The sequence below is a fragment of the Lutimonas sp. genome (assembly GCF_051011215.1).
Lineage (GTDB): Bacteria > Bacteroidota > Bacteroidia > Flavobacteriales > Flavobacteriaceae > Lutimonas.
The window spans coordinates 1-15,546 of record NZ_JBPCUJ010000171.1 but is presented as its reverse complement, the minus strand read 5'-3'; the positions used below and the strand labels follow the sequence as shown (position 1 = coordinate 15,546).

16 protein-coding genes are annotated in these 15,546 nt (G+C 36.2%); 10 read left to right on the top strand and 6 right to left on the bottom strand.

Annotation, left to right across the window (positions count from 1 at the left end; all coding sequences use genetic code 11):
* On the top strand, positions 1-185 hold a 185-nt coding region (locus ACR2MV_RS16120; protein WP_434023282.1), incomplete at its 5' end, for a hypothetical protein.
* Here the strand turns inward: ACR2MV_RS16120 and ACR2MV_RS16115 are convergent.
* From ACR2MV_RS16115 to ACR2MV_RS16105, 3 genes are all read right to left on the bottom strand, one after another.
* Positions 182-2,662 (bottom strand): DUF5686 family protein, encoded by a 2,481-nt coding sequence (locus ACR2MV_RS16115; protein WP_434023280.1) that lies wholly within the window; start codon positions 2,660-2,662, stop codon positions 182-184. The genes ACR2MV_RS16120 and ACR2MV_RS16115 overlap by 4 nt on opposite strands.
* Before the next feature lie 106 nt (positions 2,663-2,768).
* Positions 2,769-3,650 (bottom strand): helix-turn-helix transcriptional regulator, encoded by an 882-nt coding sequence (locus ACR2MV_RS16110; protein ID WP_434023279.1) that lies wholly within the window; start codon positions 3,648-3,650, stop codon positions 2,769-2,771.
* A gap of 178 nt (positions 3,651-3,828) precedes the next feature.
* Positions 3,829-4,806, bottom strand: a complete 978-nt coding sequence (locus tag ACR2MV_RS16105) for a pyruvate dehydrogenase complex E1 component subunit beta (RefSeq protein WP_434023278.1) — start codon at positions 4,804-4,806, stop codon at positions 3,829-3,831.
* Positions 4,807-5,012: 206 nt separating this feature from the next.
* Here ACR2MV_RS16105 and ACR2MV_RS16100 point away from each other — a divergent pair, with 206 nt between their 5' ends.
* From ACR2MV_RS16100 to ACR2MV_RS16065, 8 genes are all read left to right on the top strand, one after another.
* Positions 5,013-5,759, top strand: a complete 747-nt coding sequence (locus ACR2MV_RS16100) for an electron transfer flavoprotein subunit beta/FixA family protein (RefSeq protein WP_434023276.1) — start codon at positions 5,013-5,015, stop codon at positions 5,757-5,759.
* Between the two features lie 51 nt (positions 5,760-5,810).
* Positions 5,811-6,776 (top strand): electron transfer flavoprotein subunit alpha/FixB family protein, encoded by a 966-nt coding sequence (locus ACR2MV_RS16095; protein ID WP_434023275.1) that lies wholly within the window; start codon positions 5,811-5,813, stop codon positions 6,774-6,776.
* A 167-nt stretch (positions 6,777-6,943) separates the two neighbouring features.
* The gene (locus ACR2MV_RS16090) at positions 6,944-7,552 is read left to right on the top strand and encodes a bifunctional nuclease domain-containing protein (protein WP_434023274.1); all 609 of its coding nucleotides are present in this window, start codon (positions 6,944-6,946) and stop codon (positions 7,550-7,552) included.
* 4 nt (positions 7,553-7,556) lie between these two features.
* Positions 7,557-8,951 carry a NupC/NupG family nucleoside CNT transporter gene (locus ACR2MV_RS16085; protein ID WP_434023273.1) on the top strand — a complete coding sequence of 465 codons (1,395 nt, stop codon included), beginning with the start codon at positions 7,557-7,559 and terminating at the stop codon, positions 8,949-8,951.
* Positions 8,952-9,107: 156 nt separating this feature from the next.
* On the top strand, positions 9,108-9,932 hold the full coding sequence (locus ACR2MV_RS16080; RefSeq protein WP_434023271.1) for a thymidylate synthase: 825 nt from the start codon (positions 9,108-9,110) through the stop codon (positions 9,930-9,932).
* Positions 9,933-9,953: 21 nt separating this feature from the next.
* Positions 9,954-10,172, top strand: a complete 219-nt coding sequence (locus tag ACR2MV_RS16075; RefSeq protein ID WP_434023269.1) for a hypothetical protein — start codon at positions 9,954-9,956, stop codon at positions 10,170-10,172.
* Positions 10,173-10,183: 11 nt separating this feature from the next.
* Entirely contained in the window at positions 10,184-10,540 is a 357-nt protein-coding gene (locus ACR2MV_RS16070; protein ID WP_434023267.1) for a 2TM domain-containing protein, read from the top strand.
* Positions 10,541-10,554: 14 nt separating this feature from the next.
* Positions 10,555-11,040 carry a dihydrofolate reductase gene (locus ACR2MV_RS16065; protein WP_434023266.1) on the top strand — a complete coding sequence of 162 codons (486 nt, stop codon included), beginning with the start codon at positions 10,555-10,557 and terminating at the stop codon, positions 11,038-11,040.
* A gap of 61 nt (positions 11,041-11,101) precedes the next feature.
* On the opposite strand, the gene ACR2MV_RS16060 is transcribed toward ACR2MV_RS16065, so the two are convergent.
* Both ACR2MV_RS16060 and ACR2MV_RS16055 read right to left on the bottom strand, forming a co-directional pair.
* Complete coding sequence (locus tag ACR2MV_RS16060; protein WP_434023264.1) at positions 11,102-11,692, bottom strand: hypothetical protein; 591 nt, start codon at positions 11,690-11,692, stop codon at positions 11,102-11,104.
* 286 nt (positions 11,693-11,978) lie between these two features.
* Positions 11,979-12,569 (bottom strand): hypothetical protein, encoded by a 591-nt coding sequence (locus ACR2MV_RS16055; RefSeq protein ID WP_434023262.1) that lies wholly within the window; start codon positions 12,567-12,569, stop codon positions 11,979-11,981.
* Between the two features lie 203 nt (positions 12,570-12,772).
* On the opposite strand from ACR2MV_RS16055, the gene ACR2MV_RS16050 reads away from it, so the two are divergent.
* Positions 12,773-13,645: an AraC family transcriptional regulator gene (locus tag ACR2MV_RS16050; RefSeq protein ID WP_434023261.1), complete on the top strand. Its 873-nt coding sequence runs from the start codon at positions 12,773-12,775 to the stop codon at positions 13,643-13,645.
* Positions 13,646-13,647: 2 nt separating this feature from the next.
* Here the strand turns inward: ACR2MV_RS16050 and sppA are convergent, their stop codons facing one another.
* Positions 13,648-15,414, bottom strand: a complete 1,767-nt coding sequence (gene sppA, locus ACR2MV_RS16045) for a signal peptide peptidase SppA (protein WP_434023260.1) — start codon at positions 15,412-15,414, stop codon at positions 13,648-13,650.
* Positions 15,415-15,546: the final 132 nt, after the last annotated feature.

The following is a 15,546-nucleotide window of genomic DNA, read 5'->3' as shown; positions in this document are numbered from 1 at the left end:
TCGCTGATTTCCAGGGAGGCTATGTGGTGAACCCTGTGACGAATTTACAATTGTTCGGTGGGGTTACTTTTAGAAACTTCTCTCCGGGTCCGGATCCATCAGGAAATGTGATTTCTGAAAACAATACCACCTGGTTTACGATTGGTTTCAGATCCAGTCTGTTTAACTGGTATTTTGATTTTTAGAAATAAAATCCGAACCCTACTTTTACGGCAAAATTCGTAGCTCCCGGCAGGTCGCGATAACTGCCTCTGTATTCAAAATCAACTCGTAACAACTTGAAGATATTTCCGATCCCAAAATGGTATTCCCAGTAAATGTTTTCCGGTGCTACATAAATAACATCAGAGGCATTAATGTCCCTGTTTGCTTGCGAAATTCCTCCTACTACTCCTCTGATTCCAATAATCTCCCTCCATTGTAGATCTCTGATAAAAGGAATTTTAGCGAAGATTTTACCGTTAAAATTATGTTCCAGATGCAGAGAGACGTATTCATCGGTTACAAATTCATAATAATCCAATAGATCAAATAGTTTTTTTGAAGTAAAAAAGGTCTGGTTACCTGGTACAATATTCAGTAATTGTAAAGGAACCGGATTAAAGGTTTTACCTATTTCAAACGTAGATCTCAATTTGCCAAATAATCCCAATTGTATGGGCTGTTCATAAAAGAACTGTAATTTATGATAATCGAAGTCACTGTTAAATACTCCTTTTAACCCCTTGGTATAACTAAAAAAGAAAGTAGGATACCTGCCTTCATTACTAACACTTCTCTCCACACCAAAACCATATGACTTTCTGTTCGGCGTATACTGAACCGCAAAACTAACATCCACCTGTTCAATGCTTGATTGAATATCTCCATTCTCATCTATATAATCAACATTGAACTTTTCAGGGTCGGCTGATTCTAGCGTTTTAAAAGTGGTCCCAACCCTCAAATCCAGGTTCTTAGCAGGTTCAAAACTCACTTTTAAATTTGTCAAATCAATATTAGACAGTTTCGAATTATCACCTCTTGTAAATATGGAGGTTGTGGCAAAACTTCGCTCCAACACTTCGTTGGCAGTTGTAAGACTCACCCCTAACTGCTCAATATCCTTTCTTGTTCCCAAGGACAATATCCAACGGTCCTGACCTTTGAACAGGTATTTCCCCTCTACTCCGTATTTAAACTTCGCATCCATAAAGCCATAGGCCAGGTAACCTTTAACGCGCCATTTATCATTTTGACTCCAATAGGTTCTCGCGCCGGCCTTTAAACGCAGCCCTTCTATATCATTGTAGCCAATGGTAGAAAACACAGGTCCAAAATCCCAGCCTTTTGAAAAATTCCAATAGCCTGAGGCAAGTATTTCACCGATGGTATTAATCTGTTGAAAACGCTTTACATTCTGTAACGTATCCAACATCTGATAAATCCCTATTTCATTTTTACTAAGTTCTTCCTGCCTGTTTTGCTCCCAAAATTCATCCGACTGGTTATACATCAATTCATTGTCCTGAATCTGCTCTTTATAAAACTCATCCGGACGTTTTACATTAAAAATATGCCGGTCAAACAAGGTTGTTCTCTTACCATAAACGCCCTTGGATTTATCTTTCTGGTTCAGGGCAAAATCTGTCATGATATAATCCCTTTTTAAAAGAAAAACAGAATCATTCAAAACATCAAACTCCTGTTCGATATAGATGTCTTTTACCCAGTTGACATTGGCGTTTTTTGTGGCATACATTTGAATTTCCTTGATGGCAAAGGTCGTATCACTTACCCAAAAATCTCCTTTAAAGGTCAGTTCATTCTTCCTCCTTGGATAAAACAAGATGTTGTAACACCATTTATTATCTATAAAACTACTGTCAGTCAACACATAATTATACACCTCCGGACCTAATTTTGACAGAGGACTGGAAAACTTCTTATCAAAAAACAATAGGTAGTTATCATAAATATCAAAATCGACATACAATTGCTTTAAAAAAGAAATCAACGCCTGGTTATCCGAATATCCAGAATTCTTATTGGCAACCATCACACTATTCCTTTTCCTGGGAAAAATATTTTTTCCATACGTTTTATATACCGATTCATTGATAAAAATAGGCAGGTACACCTTACCGGTAATTTTTGAAGTATCAATCTGGTCAAAAACCATTTCCATCCCATCAAAAATCTTTTTATCCATTAAATTCTCATCGATGTTGTTCAAGTCAAACTCGATCTTTTCATAACGATCAAATTCATAGCGGTCATACATATTAAGACCATTTTTCCTTTTTTTTGACCATATCTTCCGAAGGATATCAATTGCCGGATTATTTTTCTTATCAATTTTTCCTGAATACACCCGTACTTCTTTTAATTGATCTCTGCCTTCCTCTAAAACAATGCGGAGATTGGTCGTAATTCCGTCCAAAGGAACTAATTGAGTCTCAAAACCAACGAAAGAAACCTCCAATTGCTCATGATCTTCCTCAGATGCCAAATAAAATTTCCCATTTTCATCAGAAATGGTCCCATATGTTGATCCTTCAAAGATAATATTTGCAAAAGGTACCGGCTCACCAGTATCGTCCACAATGGTTCCATTGACTTTGATCTGGGCTGTCAGCCCTAAAGACAAAAAGAGAAACAATATAAAAAGATGCTTAGGCATATAGAGAATCAAATAATAGCGCCTTCCAGCAGGAAAGGAACATAAGCGAACAAAAATATTAAATACGTTCTAAATAAAATTGGTTTTATCCTTAATTAATGTAACATCAGAGACTGCTCATATACCTTTTTGGCGTTGCGCCAAACTTCTTCTTAAAGGCTGCAATAAAATGACTCGAAGTACTGTACCCCACTTCAAAACTCACTTCAGAAATATTATACTTTCTTGTGGTCAGTAATTTTCTTGCGTATTCCATTTTGTAATTCACAAGGTATGCAAATACGGTTTCCCCATAGATATGCTTAAAACCGTCCTTTAAATGCTGTAAGGGTAAATTAATCTGATGTGCGAGTTCAGTTAGGGTAGGTGGTTCTGTCATATTTTCTATTAAAATATGCTTCGCCTTTTGAATTTTCTCAACATTGGCTTCATCTTCTAAAAAAGGACAATTCTGAATTCCATCATTATCAGATTTATGAAAATACAGGCTAATCAATTCGTATACCTTTCCTCTTGAATACAATTTCTCCAGGGATGAATGCAGACCATAGTGAAAGATTTGATTTAACACCATCATCTCATTTGGATTTAACTCCTTATCCCTGTAACACTTTTTACTCTTGTTCTCCCCGCTTAAAAAATGAATCAAACCTGCTTCCTGTGTAAAGAAGGTATGAAACTTTTCAATTCTGATCAACAAACTAATGACTTTCGCACCAGGTTGCAGTTCAAGATGAATGGGCAGATCCTGTTCAGGATTGTACAATAAAAAAGATTTGTTTTCAGGTAAGTCAAGTACATAATGGCCTCCATTAAATTTCAAACCCGCAGCATTCTTTATACTAAAGTGTAATTGAAGAAATGATTTATCTACTTTCCTTGAAATTTCAATGGCCCTGTCCTCTTCATTTTGAAATTTTAATAAGTAAAAGCCATCCTCAATCTTATCGTCATATATCACACTTTTATCGATATTTTTATCTAACATTATTATTTGATTTAACCAATAATTAGAATTAAGCCCTTGTTTTTCGGCTATTTTAAGGATCAAATATACACATTATTAATTCATTCTATTTTAACTTTCATCGTTATAATTGAAGAATTCTGACATAAAAAAAGCCATTTGAAATTCAAATGGCTCTCTAAATTATCTAACAAGGTGCTTAACGGTACATCACCTTTTTAACTGCATTGATAACATCATTTTTATTTGGCATCCATTCTTCCAACAAGACCGGAGAAAATGGTGCAGGCGTATCTGCCGTGGTGATTCGTTGGATGGGTGCATCCAAATAATCAAATGCATTTTCCTGAACCTGAAACGTAATCTCAGACGACACACTGGCAAAAGGCCAGGCTTCTTCAAGTATTACCAACCTATTTGTTTTCTTTACAGAATTCAAAATAGCTTCATGATCCATAGGACGAATTGTTCTCAAGTCAATTATTTCTAATGAAATTCCTTCTTTTTCCAATTCATCAGCTGCTGCATAAGCCTCTTTAATAATTTTACCGAAACTTACGACTGTTACGTCTGTTCCTTCTCTTTTGATATCTGCAACGCCTATAGGCAATATATATTCGCCTTCTGGCACTTCTCCTTTGTCTCCATACATCTGTTCAGACTCCATAAAAATTACCGGATCATCATCACGAATGGCAGCCTTTAAAAGACCTTTCGCATCGTAAGGGTTTGAAGGAACAATAACTTTTAATCCCGGTGTATTCGCATACCAGTTTTCAAATGATTGAGAATGGGTCGCTCCTAACTGTCCTGCAGAGCCGGTAGGCCCTCTAAATACAATCGGAATATTGAACTGACCACCTGACATCTGACGCATTTTAGCAGCATTGTTGATAATCTGATCAATCCCTACCAACGAAAAGTTAAAGGTCATAAACTCAACGATTGGTCGTGTACCTCCCATTGCAGACCCAACAGCAATACCAGAAAATCCAAGTTCCGCAATCGGTGTATCTATTACACGTTTTTCACCAAACTCATCTAACATCCCTTTGGAAGCCTTGTAGGCACCATTATATTCTGCTACTTCCTCACCCATTAGGTAAACAGATTCATCTCTGCGCATCTCTTCGCTCATTGCCTCAGCAATCGCTTCTCTAAATTGTAATACTTTCATATTTTATTAATAAAGGAATGCAAAAATAACTAATTTTAACGAAAATCTAGAAAGTGCCTGTCACAATTTTAGAGAAAAAAGAATGGATCCTGCAATTCAACGTAATTGTGTGCTTAATTTAAAATTTTACTATGCATGCATAATATATTAAAAATATTTTTTACCTTCGTTGCAGATAATTCAATAATCATTTTAACTAAGTAAAAATGAAAATATTAGTTTGTATAAGTCATGTACCTGACACAACTTCCAAAATCAATTTTTCGGAAGATAACAGCCAATTTGATACAAATGGCGTGCAGTTTGTTATTAATCCTTATGATGAATTTGCCTTGACCAGAGCTATGTGGTTCAAGGAGAAGCAAGGAGCTTCTGTAACCGTAGCCACAGTTGGTGATGCAAAGGTTGAGCCAACCTTAAGAAAAGCCCTGGCCATTGGTGCCGATGATGCTATTAGAATCGATACAGCTCCACTTGACGGCTTTCAAGTAGCAAAACAACTTGCTGAAATTGTAAAAAGTGAAGGATTTGACTTGGTACTGACAGGGAAAGAATCTATTGATTACAATGGAGGAATGGTCCCTGGCATGATGGCTGAAATACTTGGTTTTAACTTTGTCAATGCCTGCATTGGATTGGAATTGGATGACAAACAAGCTACGGCAGTGATCGAAATTGACGGAGGAAAAGAAACCTTGAATTGTTCCTTGCCGTTGATTGCAGCTGGTCAAAAAGGATTGGTAGAGGAAAAAGATCTAAGGATTCCAAACATGCGCGGCATCATGATGGCGCGAAAGAAACCTTTAAAGGTTGTACCAGCCATAGATTTTAATACACCTTCTTCGACCATAAAATATGAAAAACCAGAAGCCAAAGGTGCTTGTAAAATTATTGACGCGGGCAACATTGATGAATTAATTCAATTGCTTCACAACGAAGCCAAGGTAATTTAAAAACATACGCAAGAATTGCACAAAAATTCTTGAGAACTAAAACAAAACAATATGTCAGTATTAGTATATGCAGATAGCTCAGAAGGAACGTTTAAAAAAACTGCCTTCGAAATTGTTTCATTTGGCAAACAGCTTGCTAAACAAACAGAAACATCGTTGACCGTCGTCACTATTAACGCAGAAGACACTGCTGAACTTTCAGCGTATGGTGCCGATAAAGTCTTAACCATTAAAGATGAGCGATTGGAAAATTTTAATGCAAAAGCTTTCGCAGATTGCATTTATCAGGCAGCTCAAAGTGAATCTGCCAAGCTAGTTGCAGTGGATTCAACAAATAATGGCCTATATCTGGCTCCCATTTTAGCGGTTAAACTTGACGCTGGATATGCCTCAAATGTTGTTGATTATCCGGTTTCTGTCAATCCATTTGTAGTCAAAAGAAAAGCATTTTCCTCCAAGGGATATAACTTTACAGAAATTCAATCTGCCACCAAACTATTAGGACTTGCTAAAAATTCTGTAGGTCTGACCGAAGAAAAGGTTGAATCCGTTGTGGAAGAATTTACACCCGAACTCAACGAAGCTGATTTTCAAATCACTTCATCTTCCATTGACAAAACAACAGGTACAGTAACAATTGCTGATGCCGATGTCGTTGTTTCAGGAGGTAGAGGTTTAAAAGGACCTGAGAACTGGGGAATGATCGAAGATTTAGCATCGGTTTTGGGAGCAGCAACCGCTTGTTCAAAACCAGTTTCTGACCTTGGATGGAGACCTCATAGCGAACACGTTGGTCAAACAGGAAAACCGGTCACATCAAACTTGTATATCGCCGTGGCGATTTCAGGGGCCATTCAACATTTGGCAGGCGTCAATTCTTCAAAGGTCAAAGTCGTTGTGAACAGCGATCCGGAAGCACCCTTCTTTAAGGCAGCTGACTACGGAATCGTAGGTGATGCATTTGATGTTGTACCTGAACTCACGAAAAAACTAAAAGAATTTAAAAGCACTCTTTAATCCAATATAATTTTTAGTAAATTGCCCCCTTCAAAAAGGCTATCAGAATTTATGACGATCTTTAGTCCCGGATTTTGATGGTCTTTTTCATTTTTATTTGTAAATTGAAAAGGCTAATACTTAAATTTGTAAGAATCTAGAGTATTACTAAATATAGAGTCAAACCTGTGAGTTTAGTACGTTTAAATATTAAAGGAATTTCATATAGTCAAACTCAAAGCGGTGCTTATGCTTTGGTTTTAAGCGAAGAAGATGGAGAACGCACATTGCCTATCATTATTGGGGCATTTGAAGCTCAATCCATCGCTATTGCATTGGAAAAGGAGATCAAACCTCCACGTCCACTGACCCATGATCTTTTTAAAAGTTTTGCAGATCGTTTCAATATCATCGTAAAACAGGTCATCATCCACAAACTGGTAGATGGTGTATTTTACTCGAGTCTTATCTGTGAATGCGACAAAATTGAGGAGATCATCGACGCTCGAACTTCTGACGCGATCGCTCTTGCAACAAGATTTAAGGCACCTATTTTTACCTTTGAGAATATACTCGATAAAGCGGGAATCATCTTAAAAATTAAAGACGAGTCCAAGTTGGCTGAATCCAAATTTAAAATGGAAGATCTGGTAGCCAATGTTGTGGAGGACACCTCCACTTTTAAAGATGAAACTCTGGACGAACTCTATAAGCAACTGGATCAGGCCGTGAATAATGAAGACTACGAATTAGCTGCAAAATTAAGAGATGAAATCTCCAAAAGAGAGCAAAAATAAAGCTATGCTAAAAAAATTACTTTCTTTACTTTTTATTTTTTTTCTCTCTATACCACTTCAAGCTCAACAAGTATCAGATCAGCTAACGCCAAATCAGGGCGCTTCCTTCGAATCCATATGGAGGGGTGTTCTCGGAATGGTGGTGCTTATTTTTATCGCCTATTTATTTAGTGCCAATAAAAAAGCCATACAATGGAAAACTGTCGGTATCGGACTGGCGTTGCAATTATTGATCGCGATCGGTGTGTTAAGAGTTGGTTTTATTCAATCTGCCTTCGAAGCCATTGGTCAAATATTTGTAAGTGTTCTTGATTTCACAAGAGCCGGAAGTAAATTTTTGTTTGAAGGACTGGTAGTTGACATGAATACTTTTGGATATATATTCGCTTTTCAAGTGCTACCCACTATCATATTTTTCTCAGCTTTAACTTCCTTGCTCTACTATTTAGGAATCATACAAAAAGTAGTAAAAGGATTGGCTTGGCTGTTATCTAAATCCTTAAAAATATCGGGTGCTGAAAGCTTAAGTGTGGCAGGCAATATTTTTTTAGGACAAACTGAAGCTCCGCTGCTCATCAAAGCCTATCTGGAAAAAATGAATCGTTCGGAGATGTTGTTAGTGATGATTGGTGGTATGGCAACAGTGGCTGGCGCAGTATTGGCAGCCTATATTGGATTTTTAGGTGGTGATGATCCCGTGATGCGCTTAAAATTTGCCAAACACTTACTGGCTGCTTCTGTAATGGCAGCCCCGGGCGCCATTGTGATTTCGAAAATATTATACCCACAGACGGAAGCCGTTTCAACTGATGTACAGGTTAGTTCTCAAAAAATTGGGACGAATTTGTTGGATGCTATTTCCAATGGAACGACCGAAGGATTGAAGCTGGCAGTAAATGTGGGTGCCATGCTTTTGGTTTTTGTCGCTTTTATTGCAATGATCAACGGAATTTTAGGTTGGATTGGTGACATCACTTCACTCAACGATTGGATGGCAGCGAATACACCTTATCCGAAATTTACGCTTGAATCTATTTTAGGAACCATTTTTGCGCCATTGATGTGGCTGATAGGAGTTGCTAAAAATGACATGATGATGATGGGTCAACTTTTGGGAATTAAATTGGCCGCCAGTGAATTTGTCGGTTATATTCAACTGGCCGAATTAAAAGATCTCAGCAATGAAATTCATTTGAATAATAGCAAGTCTGTTATTATGGCAACCTATATGCTTTGTGGTTTTGCAAATTTTGCCTCTATTGGTATTCAAATTGGAGGTATTGGTTCTTTGGCCCCAGGACAGCGAAAAACACTCTCCGAATTCGGCATGAAAGCGTTGATCGGCGGATCCATTGCCTCTCTTCTCTCGGCAACAATCGCTGGAATGATCATCGGATAAAATTCTCATTTAACAGGTCCTTGTTCATTAATATTAACAAGAGAATAAGAAATTATACCTCAGAATATTTTATCTTTGAGCACGTATGTATGTTATGGCATACAGACTTGAAAAGGACTACATTTTCACTAACTTTTAAAAATATCAGACACAAATATGAAGCAATATTTAGATTTGATCCAGCACGTGATCGATCATGGAGTCACAAAGGAAGACAGAACAGGAACAGGAACAAAAAGTGTTTTTGGCTATCAAATGAGATTTGACCTCAATGAAGGTTTCCCAATGGTTACCACTAAAAAGCTGCATCTTAAATCAATCATTTATGAACTCTTATGGTTTTTGAAAGGTGAAACGAATATTGGCTATTTAAAAGAAAATGGTGTTAAAATATGGGATGCATGGGCAAATGAAGACGGTGATTTGGGCCCTGTTTATGGCTACCAATGGAGGAATTGGAACGGGGATGGAATTGATCAGATCAAAGAAGTTGTAGAGACCATCAAAAATAATCCCGACAGCAGAAGAATGATTGTATCAGCCTGGAATCCCAGTGTTTTGCCGGATACAAGTGTGAGTTTTGACGAAAACGTTGCCAATGGAAAAGCGGCACTACCACCTTGTCATGCATTTTTTCAATTTTATGTGAGTGACGGCAAACTGTCGTGTCAACTTTACCAGAGAAGTGCTGATATTTTTCTAGGTGTTCCTTTCAATATTGCATCTTATGCACTGTTTACCATGATGCTGGCCCAGGTTACTGGTTTAAAATATGGAGATTTCATTCACACTTTTGGTGATGCTCATATTTACAATAATCATATGGAGCAAATTAATCTGCAACTTAGTCGAGATCCGAAGCCACTGCCAAAAATGATCATTAATCCAGAGGTGAAAAATATTTTTGATTTCTCATTTAATGATTTTAACTTAGTGTCATACGAACCTCATCCTCATATTAGAGGAATTGTATCAGTCTAATCCCCCAAAAAAAATAAAACTATGAACGCAACTCAATTAAAATTAAATTTGATAAAACATATTACTCAAATTGAAGATGTCAATTTATTACAACGAATGCAGGCCTTTTTGAATACCTCCGGAAGCTTGTATAATGATACTTTGAACGAAATACCATCCCTTCGTAACAACAAGGATACTGAATTCAATGACAAAGAAGATTTTACCGATTATATCAAAGAATGGGTAAAAGACATGTAAAATAGGCTGTTTTGAATGCAACTTTAGATCACGAGTATTACGAAAAAGCGAGGAAGAGAACCAAACAAAAGAAAAGATTGTATTTTCATTTTGTGTTGTTTCTTGTTGGTTCCGTCTTTTTTATTGTGCTGAATAAAGTAATAAAATTCCACCCTGAACTTGATTGGTACGTATGGGCAATTTTCGCCTGGCTCGTTCTTTTAATACTTCATACGATCAATGTTTTTGTGATGTCCAGGTTTTTTGGAAAAGAATGGGAAAGGGTTGAAACCGAAAAAATCATTGCAAAACACAATAAAAAAGTTGAAAAACTTGAACAGAAATTACAAAAATCTGGTGCCTTAGAGGAGTTAAAGGATAATTCCTAAAAATATTCTATACTATGCTTACGATAATTGCAGCTGTGGCAGAAAATAATGCCTTGGGGAAAAATAATGATTTGATATGGCATTTGCCCAATGATTTTAAACGCTTCAAAAAAGTTACTATGGGGCATCACATCATCATGGGAAGAAAGACGTTTGAATCAATGGACAAACCCTTACCAAACAGAACTACCATTATCATTACACGCAATCTTAACTATCATGCTGATGGATGTATTGTTGTAAATTCTCTGGAAAATGCAATTATTGCTGCCAGAGAGGACGAAAATCCTTTTATTCTGGGTGGTGGTGAAATTTACAAACAAGCACTGGATTATGCTGAAATACTAGACCTGACACTTGTTCATCATTCTTTTGAAAATGCCGATACGTTTTTTCCAAAGGTCGATTTTTCAAAATGGGAAGAAATCTTCCGAGAAGACCATTCAGCAGATAAAACGCATAAATACGATTATAGTTTTATCAGGTATCAAAAAAAGTGAGTTCTATAAAATAGAACCCACTTTTACAAATGATGAGACAAAAGCAACTAAATTTTGAGTGTTAAATTTTTACGATGTGTGTAAATGTCCTTCCATTTGATTTAAAAACGAATACATAATTTCCTTTTTTAGAAGTTGAAAAATCATAAATACGATTTACTCCAGATTCATTTTCAAACATTTCGGAAAGTACTAATTCATAGTTGTCCTGAAAATAGATTTTAAACTTTAAGGGACTTTTTTCAAAAGAGATCCTGGACACATACACATGTGAATCCTTCATTCGTACAAAAGGTTTGTAGATAATAGATTCTTCCTCTTTCTTAAAAGCTACCTGATTAGACACTACATTAAACGGAAGGATTGTTATTTTCAACTTCGAATCAAGTTCAAAAATATACTCCCCGTTCGGCAGGCTTGTAAGATCAAATCCTTTTGAATACTCACCGGACTCCTGTATAGATTCCTTATACAGCGTTAATCCATTTACATCTTTAATTGACAATTTCGATCCCAGTTTCACTTCTTTGAAACTGACTACCGTTACCTTCGGCTCCTTTTCTTTGTCTTTCAAATTGTTTGTACTTGCAAACGAAAACATCGATACAAATAGCAACGACAGGAGCAAACTTTTCTTTGTTAATTTTTTCATGATATATAGTTATTAAAATTAGACAAGACAAATGTATGTTACATTGAAGCTTGATAAAACACCATATTTAATCAATTTATATCCTTAATTAACAACTATTGATTTAAAACAATCCTAATGATGGTAATTTTGAATACAATCGGGTTAATCTCAAAACCGCGAAAACAAAACTTATAAATAAGCCTCATCCTTACTTTAGAAGATTAAGTGCATAAAAAAAAGTGAGCTCAAATGGGATGAGCTCACTTTTACAAATCACTGGACAATAACTAATTAATAATATTTTCTAGATTTTAATCGTCTTAGAATAAACACGACCTTTTGATTCAAATACAAAAACATACTTACCTCTTTCTGCATTTGAAAAATCATATACCTTTTTTACTTCTTCCATCTCATCAAAATTTTCAGCTTCTACTAATTCATCGTTCGATGCATAGAATATTTTGTACTTCAATGAAGTCTTCTCAACAGCTGGTCTTGATACATACACCATATCATCCTTCGTTCTGATAACAGGTTTGTAAATTGATTCTTCTGATTCTTTATCAAAAACAACCACATTTGTCTTCACGTTAAAAGGAACAACAACAATCTTATAATCTGAGTTCAATTCAAAGAAATAATCACCATCAGGTAATGTGGTTAAATCAAATCCTTTTGAATAAAGTCCACTTGCCTGGATTGCTTCATTATACAGAACCATTCCATACTGATCAATAATGGTTAAGGTGGAACCTTTCATTACGTTTTCAAATCTTACCTTGGTAACATTATTCTCTTTTTCTTTTAATGTTACTTCTTTCTCATTCGCAAAAATTGACAATGACATCATCAAACCAATTGCTACTACACTTTTCTTTGCTAAATTTTTCATTTTATATATTTATTAAAATTAGACAGGACAAATGTATGCGCACATACTCAGCGAGAAAACAAGAAAATTGGCTAATTTATATACCAAATTAACAGTTTACAATTACTTAACACATAATATTGTTAATATTGTATACAATATTGTTAAATCCGTATAGAATAGAACTTTCAAATGATGTATTTTTGTACTGTAAAACAATTTCCATGATTAACAAAAAACCAAGTTTCGAAAAAATAAGTCCAAGTTTTGGAAGTAGTATTTCTGTAAAGCAACATAACAATGAGGTACAGAACAATATTGCTTATTGGCACTTTCACCCTGAGGTGGAACTTGTATATGTAAATAAAGGACAAGGGAAAAGGCATATTGGAAATCATCTTTCCTATTTTAATAATAGTATGCTCATCCTGATTGGCGCAAATTTACCACATCATGGATTTGTTGACAGATTAACTACGAATGGTTCCGAGACAATTGTACAGTTCAAACTCGATTTTCTTGGAAAGATATTCTACAACATTCCTGAGATGGGAAATATAAATGCACTCTTTGAACGTGCAAAGAAGGGTATTATCTTTAAACCTGAAACCAAAAAACTGGTAGGTCCGAAAATTGAGACTTTACTGGAATGCGACGGGATGGCCCGTGTGATCAAATTACTGGAAATACTCAATGACCTATCCCTGGCCAATGATTACTCTTTATTAAATGTTGACGGCTTTGCTTTTGAAACTGAACCTCAAGACAGTGAAAAAATAGATATCATCTTCAAACATGTAAACAAAAATTTCAAAAGACATATTAGTCTGGATGAAATCGCAGATACAGTGAGTATGACGACACCTGCTTTTTGCAGGTATTTTAAAAAGGCGACCGGAAAAACCTTTACCAAACTGGTCAATGAATACAGGGTAGTTCATGCCACAAAACTACTTCAGGAAAATCAAACCAGTATTACTGATATTTGCTTTGAATGTGGATTCAATAATTTTTCACATTTCAACAGACTATTTAAGGAATTCACTGGTAAAAGCGCTTCAAAATATAGAAGTGAAATGAAAAGAATGATTCATTAAGCCTACCTTATTTCTAATAGAAAAGGGAGTCTTGTCTGTAAACCTTTCCATTCACTGAATTGCTGGAATTGATTGTAAATTTTCAAATTTTCAAGACCTATTTCATCCTCCAGAAGTTGTTGCTTAACACTTGCAAACGGACCTGAAAACATATCTTTCAATTCCTTGTTGTAGTCTGGGTAACTGCGGGTTCTAAAATCCTGAATATCCGCTAACTGGGCAGCGGCTTTCAGGGCATCTTCCAAACCTCCCAATTCATCCACCAATCCATTCTCAAGAGCTTGTGTTCCGGTCCATACCCTTCCTTGTGCAATTGCATCAACTTCCTCAAACGTCATTCCCCTTCCTTTAGCTACTTTCGAAACAAAGGTAACATAGACACGCTCCACACCTTCCTTGGTAACATTATAAAAGTCATCGGTCATTGGTTCAAACAAACTGTAATTCAAGGACCGCTTGTTGGTCCCGACCTGTTCTGCATGAATTCCAATTCGATTGGTAAATTCATTGATATTTGGAATCATACCAAACACACCTATACTCCCAGTAATGGTGGTCGGGTCTGCAATAATTTTATCCGCATTACATGAGATATAATATCCTCCGGAAGCTGCCATATTCCCCATAGAAACAACTACAGGTTTCTCTTTTTTTGTCACCTCTATTTCTCTCCAAATGATATCTGAAGCCAAGGCACTTCCTCCGGGAGAATTGACACGTAACACAATCGCTTTGACCTGTTTCGATTTTCTCGCCTTCTTCAAGGACTCGATGATAAGTTCAGGGCCGATATAATCTTCATCTCCTTTACCATACTTAATTTCCCCCTGTGCATAGATCACTGCAATTCTATCAGTAGAACTGCTGACCAACCTTCCTTTTCCAGAAGCTATATAGTTCTTTACAGTTACTGCATTGAGGACTGACTCTTCTGATATTCCCCCCAGTTGTTTTAAAACTTTGGCATACTCATCCTTGTATAACTTTCCTGTAATCATCTTATTCTCAATGGCTAAATCAGGTGTTCTTGCCAATAATTCATCCGCAATATAATTGATCTGTACCTCATCAATGTTCCTGTTATCTCCCATATCGGTTGTCATTTCCGACCAAATGGATTTCAAAAATGCTTCCGTCTGCTCACGATTGGCCTCACTCATTTCATTTGCCAAAAAAGGTTCTACAGCACTTTTATATTTCCCATGACGTATCACCTCCATCTTGAGGCCATATTTTTCCTGAAAGTCTTTAAAAAACAATACTTCGCCAGACAATCCTCTAAAATCAATCTGACCCTCCGGGTTTACATAGATTGAATCTGCCACAGAACTCAGGTAAAAATTCTTTTGCTCATAGACATCTGCAAAGGCAGTTACAAATTTTCCAGATTCCTTGAACTCATATAGCTTATCTCTTATTTCCTGAATCTGCGCCACTCCACCCTGTAACATCAAGGATTCAATACTAATACCAATGATTTGATCATCATATTTAGCATTGTCAATGGCATTCAAAATATTATCCAAGCCCATTTTCTTTTCTTCCAATCCTAATATCTGACTAAATGGATCTTCATTTTTAGGAGCATAATCCTTGATCAGATCTTCTAATTTTAAGACCAGAACTGAATTTTTCTTGACTACGACCGTACTGTCATCGACAAAACTCGAGCTAATAACCGAACCGATCGCCACAAAAACGAAAAACATAATCATAAAGGAGATAAAAACTCCTATTATTACTGCTAATAATTCCCTTAAAAAAGTCATTCAACGTGTTTTTATATATGTCGCCTACAAGCGATCAAAGTTACAAATGTTAAAAACTTAAGCAGAAAGCCATTCTAATTACACATTCGTTTTACTTACTTTGTACTTGTCTAAATTAACAATGTATTATTA

Coding starts and splice junctions, on each gene's coding strand:
- ACR2MV_RS16115 (WP_434023280.1), bottom strand. CDS start 2,662: ATGCCTAAGCATCTTTTTATATTGTTTCTCTTTTTGTCTTTAGGGCTG.
- ACR2MV_RS16110 (WP_434023279.1), bottom strand. CDS start 3,650: ATGTTAGATAAAAATATCGATAAAAGTGTGATATATGACGATAAGATT.
- ACR2MV_RS16105 (WP_434023278.1), bottom strand. CDS start 4,806: ATGAAAGTATTACAATTTAGAGAAGCGATTGCTGAGGCAATGAGCGAA.
- ACR2MV_RS16100 (WP_434023276.1), top strand. CDS start 5,013: ATGAAAATATTAGTTTGTATAAGTCATGTACCTGACACAACTTCCAAA.
- ACR2MV_RS16095 (WP_434023275.1), top strand. CDS start 5,811: ATGTCAGTATTAGTATATGCAGATAGCTCAGAAGGAACGTTTAAAAAA.
- ACR2MV_RS16085 (WP_434023273.1), top strand. CDS start 7,557: ATGCTAAAAAAATTACTTTCTTTACTTTTTATTTTTTTTCTCTCTATA.
- ACR2MV_RS16080 (WP_434023271.1), top strand. CDS start 9,108: ATGAAGCAATATTTAGATTTGATCCAGCACGTGATCGATCATGGAGTC.
- ACR2MV_RS16075 (WP_434023269.1), top strand. CDS start 9,954: ATGAACGCAACTCAATTAAAATTAAATTTGATAAAACATATTACTCAA.
- ACR2MV_RS16065 (WP_434023266.1), top strand. CDS start 10,555: ATGCTTACGATAATTGCAGCTGTGGCAGAAAATAATGCCTTGGGGAAA.
- ACR2MV_RS16060 (WP_434023264.1), bottom strand. CDS start 11,692: ATGAAAAAATTAACAAAGAAAAGTTTGCTCCTGTCGTTGCTATTTGTA.
- ACR2MV_RS16055 (WP_434023262.1), bottom strand. CDS start 12,569: ATGAAAAATTTAGCAAAGAAAAGTGTAGTAGCAATTGGTTTGATGATG.
- ACR2MV_RS16050 (WP_434023261.1), top strand. CDS start 12,773: ATGATTAACAAAAAACCAAGTTTCGAAAAAATAAGTCCAAGTTTTGGA.
- sppA (WP_434023260.1), bottom strand. CDS start 15,414: ATGACTTTTTTAAGGGAATTATTAGCAGTAATAATAGGAGTTTTTATC.